The 7,830-nt window shown below is 60.8% G+C and carries 6 protein-coding genes; all 6 read left to right on the plus strand.

The window, feature by feature from the left end:
• On the plus strand, positions 1 to 1,455 hold a 1,455-nt coding region (locus AC0AP0_RS06565; protein WP_490429799.1), incomplete at its 5' end, for an AI-2E family transporter.
• Complete coding sequence (locus AC0AP0_RS06570) at positions 1,455 to 2,681, plus strand: glycosyltransferase family 2 protein (RefSeq protein WP_110413274.1); 1,227 nt, start codon at positions 1,455 to 1,457, stop codon at positions 2,679 to 2,681. The genes AC0AP0_RS06565 and AC0AP0_RS06570, both read left to right, overlap by 1 nt.
• Before the next feature lie 53 nt (positions 2,682 to 2,734).
• Positions 2,735 to 3,580 carry an ABC transporter ATP-binding protein gene (locus tag AC0AP0_RS06575; RefSeq protein ID WP_490429800.1) on the plus strand — a complete coding sequence of 282 codons (846 nt, stop codon included), beginning with the start codon at positions 2,735 to 2,737 and terminating at the stop codon, positions 3,578 to 3,580.
• Positions 3,577 to 5,208, plus strand: a complete 1,632-nt coding sequence (locus AC0AP0_RS06580; protein ID WP_490429801.1) for a hypothetical protein — start codon at positions 3,577 to 3,579, stop codon at positions 5,206 to 5,208. Before AC0AP0_RS06575 ends, AC0AP0_RS06580 begins: the two co-directional genes overlap by 4 nt.
• A gap of 32 nt (positions 5,209 to 5,240) precedes the next feature.
• Entirely contained in the window at positions 5,241 to 6,746 is a 1,506-nt protein-coding gene (dacB, locus tag AC0AP0_RS06585; protein ID WP_490429802.1) for a D-alanyl-D-alanine carboxypeptidase/D-alanyl-D-alanine endopeptidase, read from the plus strand.
• Positions 6,688 to 7,830 (plus strand): tRNA lysidine(34) synthetase TilS (gene tilS, locus AC0AP0_RS06590; protein WP_490429803.1); only part of this gene is annotated, 1,143 nt, incomplete at its 3' end. The genes dacB and tilS, both read left to right, overlap by 59 nt.

Genomic DNA, 7,830 nt, shown 5'->3' on the forward strand with positions numbered 1-7,830 from the left:
GGGATAATGGAACATATGGCCAACGAGCAAAAGCAGCGCTTCGATTTCGCGACGGTCTTCCCGCCCAAGGGGGATCCGCGCCGACCTCCGGAATGGTTCGGCCGCGCCCTCCTCTACGTGGTCATAGCCGTCTTCCTGGCCTGGTTCGCCTACTCCTCCTGGTGGAAGATCGAATTCCTGGTGCTGGACGTGGTGATCGCCATCTTCGTCTCTTTGGCCATGGAGCCTCTGGTGCTCAGGCTGGTCAAGCATGGCTGGCGGCGGGGAGCGGCCTCGGCGGTCACTCTGATAGGCCTGATTATTATTGTGATCGTCCTCCTGGGGATGTTCGGCAATCTGCTGGTCCAGCAGGTCATCGGCATGGCCAACGGGCTGCCGGCCCTTTATGAGCAGGTGGCGGAATTCATCGCCAGCCGCACTCCCTGGCACCTGCCGGCCATGCAGGATCTGGGCGGGGAGATCGTCAAGAATATCCAGACATCCTGGGTGACGGACTTCGCCGGGCAGGCCTTGACCACCACCGTAGGGTTGGCAGGATCCTTCATTAATATCATGACCGTTCTGCTGGTCATCTACTACATCTCCGCGGCAGGCCCCAAGCTGCGTCGCAGTCTCTGCCAGTGGCTGGCCCCCAGGAGCCAGCGTCGCTTTCTCTTCGTCTGGACCATCGCTCAGGACCAGATCTCCAGTTTCCTGTTCAGCAGGACCATCCTGGCGCTCATCTCTGCGGCCTGCATGTCGGTCTTTCTGGTCATCCTCAAGGTGCCCTACTGGCTGCCGTTGGCCCTCTTCTGCGGGCTGGTATCCCAGTTCGTGCCCACCATCGGCACCTACATAGGCGGGGCCGTCCCCATAGTGGTGGCCTGGGGGAGCCGGGGACTGCTGGTGGCTGTGATTGTGCTGGTCTACATCATCATTTACCAACAGATCGAAAACATGATCCTGGCCCCCAAGATCTCCCAGCGGACCATGGACCTTAACCCGGCCATCGCCTTCCTGTCTGTATTGGCATTGGGTGCGGTCTTCGGCGCCTTGGGCGCCTTCCTGGCCCTGCCTCTGGCGGCCAGCTTCCAGGCCATCTTCTCGGCATCGGTCAAGCATTACGAGCTGATTGACTCCCCGCTCATGCAGGATCCCAAGCCGGTCGGCAAGTCCAAGGTGGTCGAAGGTGTCGAGGCATTCAACGAGCACGTGGTCCAGCCGGTGGCCAGCCACGTGGGCAGCCGGTCCGCCAAGGGAACCAGCGCCAGGGTTCGAGTGGACGATCCCGTCATGACCATTGCCAGCCAGCTTTACCCAGCATCCTCGCTGACGGCCAAAGATCTGGATGAGTCGGCTACGGTGCCTATACCCAAATCCGCCTCGGCCCCGGTAAAGCACAGGCCGCTCAAGGGTACCGAGATCGGGGACGAGGCCTCCGAGGGGGAGGACAACCCCCGCAAGGAGTGGCGCTGATGGCCCTGCTCAAGGTATTGGACGTACTGATGATGCTGCTGGGTGGGGTGGGCATCGTCTACCAGGCCATCTGCATCGTCATCTCCTTCGTCTCCAAGCCGGCGGTCTTTCCCGATGCGCCCTTCGACAAGCGGTTCGCCGTCCTTATTTCCGCCCGCAACGAAGAACACGTGGTCGGTCATTTGATCAACTCCATCAAGGAGCAGACCTATCCATTCTCCATGGTCGATATATGGCTGGTGGCCGACAACTGCACCGACAACACCGCAGGACTAGCCAGATCTCTCGGCTGCCATGTGGTCGAGCGGCAGGACCCGGACCGGGTGGGCAAGGGCTACGCTCTGACCTTCCTGCTGGAGCAGATACTCGATCGAGGTCTTGACTCCTGCTATGATGCCTACTTCGTCTTCGACGCGGACAACATCCTGGACCGCCACTATATCGAGGAAATGAACAAGGCTTTCCAGTCTGGCTTCCGGATACTGACCAGCTACCGGAACTCGGTCAACTTTTCGGACAACTGGGTCTCCTCGGGCTCGGCCCTATGGTTCATCCGCGAATCCCGGTTCCTCAACACCTCAAGGATGGTCATCGGCTCCAGCTGCCACGTGGGCGGCACCGGATTCATGTTCTCCAAGGAGGTTATGGAGCGCAATAACGGCTGGAAGTTCCACCTGCTGACCGAGGACCTGGAGTTCACCATGGACTCGGTTCTCCACGGCGAGCGCATCGGCTATTGCGGCACCGCCATACTCTATGACGAGCAGCCGGTCACCTTCAAGCAGAGCTGGAGACAGCGGCTGCGCTGGAGCAAGGGCTTTCTTCAGGTCTTTCGCTACTACGGGCCTGCTCTGATTTCCCGGGCCTTTCGCGAACGCGATTTCTCGGCCGTTGACCTGACCATCCTGATCTGCCCCCTGACAGTCTTAGGTCTGGTCCGCTGCTTCTTCGGCCTGCTCTTCCCGGCTCTGGGTTTCGTGACCTGGACCAGCCAGGTGACCACCCTAATCGATGGCATTGCAGCTGGAATTCTGGGCATCCTGGCCATGATGGGCCTGGCTGCGCTGACCGTGCTGGCCGAGCGGGACAAAATCGGCGCATCCAACAAGGAGCTTTTTGCCTACTGCCTGAGCTTCCCCATCTTCATGCTCAGCTACGTGCCCATTTCCTTCCAGGCCATTTTCGCTAATCCAGGATGGAAACCCATCGAGCACTCAGGGCATTAAGGCCAGTTGTCCCTCAATCGGCAGCGAGAGGGGCATACGGTAGACTTAAGGCCATGTCCGATGAAGCGCAAGCAACCAGTATGACCGGCCAGACGGCAATGGGTCCTCCGCCAGATCCGCAGGCAGCGGTCTCTATACGCGCCCTGGTCAAGTGCTTTCAGGGTCGGCCAGCTGTCAATGCCCTTTCTCTGGACATTCCCAGGGGGTCCTTCTATGGAATAGTCGGCCCCAATGGCGCGGGGAAGACCACCACGCTGAACATGATGACCGGTCTCTTGGTGCCGGACTCCGGCAATGTCATGATCCTGGGCAGAGATGTGTGGTCGGATGTGGATACAGCCAAGCGGATCATCGGCGTCATGCCCCAAGCCGATCAGATTTTCGACAGGCTGACTGGTCTGCAACTGTTGGTCTACTCGGGTATGCTTCGACGGATGCCGCGCAGTGAGGCCCTGGGCCGGGCTAGGGACCTGCTGGAGGCCTTCGACCTGACTGATGCCGGTGGCAAGCGGGTCTGCGATTATTCATCGGGCATGACCAAGAAGATCTGCCTGGCCACAGCCATGATTCATTCCCCCAGGCTTCTGGTGCTGGATGAGCCCTTCGAGTCGGTTGACCCAGTTTCCAGCGCCAATCTCAAGGACATCCTGGCTGAGTATGTCGACACCGGAGGAACAGTGGTCATTTCCTCGCATGTCATGGCCCTGGTGGAGCGGATGTGCACCCATGTGGCCATCATCGATCATGGTCTGGTTCGGGCTGATGGCACGGTGGCACAGGTCGCTGCCGGCGAGGATCTGGAGGATCGCTTCCTGGAGCTTGTCGGAGGCCGCCACCAGGCTAAGCGAATTGCCTGGCTGAACGGTTCCGGGTCCGAGGAAGACCAGGAGACGGAATGAGCACGGCATCCACCATCATCGCCATGCGTTGGTCCATTACCTGGGGCACGATCAAGCACTCCTCCTGGCAGATGGTCGGGGCCATCATCAGCTTGCTCATGGCCATAGGCATCTGCTTGGCCTCGTGGCAGGTCGCGCTGACACTCGGGGGCTGGCTGCCCAGTGCTAGTCCGGGCGACCGGCAGCGTATGGGAACCATATTGGTCCTGTTCCTGGTCGGGCTGACCCTGGGAGTGGTCCTGATTCAACTGGCTTTTCTGGGCCAGGGGTCGATTCTGAATTCTTCGCGATTCGTTCTGTATGGGATTCCTGACAGCCAACTGCAGGTGGGTCTCTACCTAGCAGGACTGACCGGACCTACGGGATTGACGGGTCTTGTCTGCTTCCTGTCCCTGACGGCCATCTATGCGCGCATGGGTGTCGGAGCTGCGATCGTGGCTTTGATTGCAGCCTTGCTGGCGATCATGGTAATGCTGGCCTTGTCCCGGGCTGTTTTGGACCTGGTCGGTACCCTGGTGGTCTCCAAGCGCACTCGATCCGGGCTCTACCTACTGGTCACCATGGTGATCATGCTTTTGTGCATGCTGCCCTCTCTGTTGGACAGCGGGATTATGGATGGCATGGCAGTCGACACTGATTCCCTCAAGCACTTGGCTGACATACTGGCCTGGACGCCATTGGGCGCCGCCGTCCGTCTGCCGGAGGATTTCCTCTCAGGATCATGGTGGGCTCTAGTCGGACGTCTGTGTATGGAGCTGGCCACCCTGGCCCTCTGTTTCCTGATCGGCACGCTGTGTCTGCGTCATGACCGTTTATACGCGGGGGCCAGTGCTGAAAGGTCGTCTGCCCCCAAGGGGCTGGGGCTGCTGGGCCGGTCCCGGGACGCTGTGGATGCCATGACCGCGCGATTGCTGATCTATCTTCGTCAGGACCCCCGCAGACTTGTTAGCTATCCGCTTCTGCTTGTTGTGGTGATTCTATACGCGGTAATCTTCCGCCAGATGCCCATGATGCTATGGTTGGGGCCGGTTGTGGGTGCCTGGGTGCTGGAGGTTCCCGAGGGCAACGCATTGGCTTACGATGGGCTTGCCCTGCGCATGGAGATAGCGGCGGGAGTGAAGGGTCGTGAGGACCGGCTGTCACGTGTCCGAAGCCATCTGAGCGTGGCCATGCCCTGCATACTCCTGCTTGGGTTGGTGACTTTGGCACTCTCCGGGGCAATGAAGGGCGGGCGAGATCTGGTTATCTCCCTGGATATGCTGGCTGTAACCATAGGATTGCTCCTGTCTGGGCTGGGAGTTGCCCAGGTCTTCTCGGCTCTGCTGATCTATCCGGTGCCCTCCATGGACCAACCTTTCACTTCACCGCAGGGACGTGCCGTTGCCCAAGGCTTCCTGCCCTTGTTGCAGTTGCTGGCTAGCTTGGTGATTATGTTGCCCACCTTCCTGGTGGCATTACTGGCCATGACCACGGTCGGGATTCTTCCGCTCTGGCTGCCCATGCCCGTCGCACTGGCGAACGGTCTGATTGTGCTTGCCGTTGGTGTCGCTATAGGGTCTCGAATCTTCGATCGTCGTCAGTCGGCCATTCTGCTGACTCTGGATCGATATGCCTCTCTGCAGTCCTGAGACAGTGACAGGACCAGTACTAGGCTAGTTGGATGATGCTGACCGAGCCGAACTCGGTTGGCGAAGACAAGTCCGGGAGTGAGCAATTGGGTGACAGACATCAGCTGCGCATGACACGCCGTCGTCGGATTAAGCGACGCTGGCGGGTGGCCTTGGCCATGCTTGTGGCTGTCGTGCTTGTTGTCGGCTATGCGTGCATGGACTTGGCCGATTTGGTGCCCGGGCCTCTGACCTTGACCAAGACCAGTCATTCTTCGGTCCCCCCTGCTGTCTTGATGGGCGAGCCGCCGACCCTGGTCGCAGACAAGCCTGGGTCCGCAGTGGATGCCGGTCAGGTTCAGCAGTTGGTTAACACTTTCGCCGGCACGCCGGGCCTGGGCAATGCATACTCGCTGGTCGTCCGGCAGGCTGATGGGCGCGTGCTTGCTGAGAAGAATGCCGACCAGGCGCGCCAGCCGGCCTCCACCATGAAGACCTTGACAGCAGCAGCCGCCGCATCCGTTCTGGATATGTCCTCACAACTGGATACTGAGGCGGTTCTGAATTCCTCTTCCTCCGCGCAGGCGACGCTGACCCTGCGCGGTCACGGCGATATGCTTCTAGGGGTCGGCAAGGACGATCCTCTGCACGTCAATGGCCGGGCCGGTCTGGGGACTCTGGCCGAGAAGACGGCCCAGGCCCTGCATAAGCGGGGGATCGGCCGAGTGACCTTGGCCTACCAGGACACGCTATTCGGCGAAGATCGAGCACCGAAGGGAATCGAAGCAAACAATGCCGACGGGATCTACTTCCAGGAGCCTGTAGCTATGGCGGTGGATGAGGCCAGGCAGGGAAGTGCTGAGTCTCTTGCTTATCCGGACGCAGGCGGGGTCTACGTGCCCAGGGTCCAAAACCCGGCAGGGTCCGCAGCAGCCGTCTTTGCCAGCCGCCTGATGGAATTCGGGATTCAGGTGGACAATGCCCAGGAGCCGAACAGGACTGATCATGCCCAGGGCAAGGTTCTGGCCCGTATCAGCTCGGCACGGCTCAGCGAGATCATGTCACTGATGCTGCGCAACTCCGACAATAGTCTGGCCGAGCTTTTCGGCCGTCTGACCGCCTTGGCCCTGGACATGCCCAACAGCCCGGCCGGGGCCGTGAAAGCCGTGACCAGCACGCTGAGCAAGCTGGGTGTGGACACCGCGGGCCTCAACATGGCCGACTGTTCGGGATTGACCCCTGGCTCCAGTCTAAAGGTGGGAACCTTGGCGGACGTTCAGCAGCTGGCCCTGTCTGAGAAGGGGCTGACCCCCCTGGTCAAGGGTCTGTCGGTGGTGGGGCTGACAGGCACAGCAGCCCGACGAAAAATAGACAATCAGGCAGACGGGCTGATCCGGGTCAAGACCGGCACCTTGGACCATGTGACTTCACTGGCGGGCAATGTGATTCGGCGCTCAGGCGGTGTTCTGGTCTTTGCCGTAGTCGTCAACGATCCTGAGGATGTGGCTGCTGCCCGGCATGCTGTGGACACCCTGGTCGGATCCCTGGATAGGCTTTGAGCGGGAAGCGGCCTGGACCATGGTCTATTCAGCAGAGATGAAAAGGGCGGTGGGACTCCTGCGGTCGACTTTGGACCGGGAGGGCCTGGGCCTGCAGGATAAGCGGTTCGCCCATCACGGGATACACCGGCCCAACTCGGATGCCCCACTGATTCTAGTGGCCTGCTCGGGCGGCCGGGATTCCCTGGCCCTGGCCTGCGTGGCCCACCTGGTGGCCGATATGACCGGGTTGCGGTGTGGGGCCCTGCTGATTGATCACGGTCTAGTGCCTAATTCGGATCGTATTGCCGCGCACGCGGCTGGAACCTGCCGGGAGTTGGGATTGGATCCGGTCCTTGTCACCAGAGTGGATGTACCCGTCACTTCGGCTGGCCCTGAGGCCGATGCCCGCGCAGCCCGTTACCAAGCCCTCTCCGCGCAGGCCCTCAGGTTGGGTGCCAGGGCCGTCCTCCTGGCACACACCCGTGATGATCAGGCCGAGACGGTGATGATTGGCCTGATTCGCTCCCAGGGGCTGGAGGCCATCACCGGGATGGCTCGGCATATAGAGCGTGGAGGAATGCGTTACCTGCGTCCATTCCTGGACCTGGACCGGAAAGATACCACAGCCATTTGTCGCCAGCAGAGGATCGATTGGTGGGACGATCCCACCAACGGTGACGATCAGCCGGCTGATTGTACGCTTCCCGAAACGTTGCCGTTGCGCTCGCGGATCCGTCATGACCTGCTGCCTGCCTTGGATCGCTTCGCTGGCCGGGACATGGTCCGTCGCCTGGCTCTAGGTGCGGATATGGCCCGTCTGGACCAGGATTACCTGGACTCCCAGGTGAATGGACTCTACCAGCGGCTGGTTGTGAGCCCTAATTCGGGCCAAAAGGCCAAAGGGGTTCTGGCCTGCTTGGATGCCCGCGGATTGGCCGACTGTCACCCGGCTCTGCGCACCCGCCTGCTGGCCCAGGTGCTGACCAAGCTGGGTATTCGGTTCACGGCCGTGCAGGTCCGGGCCCTGGATGATTTGGTCTGCCGATGGCACGGCCAGCAGGGCCCCCGCTTTCCCAGCTCTCATACAGCAATCCGTAAGGGT

The organism is Bifidobacterium sp. POST2/T3 (B1), assembly GCF_058197115.1.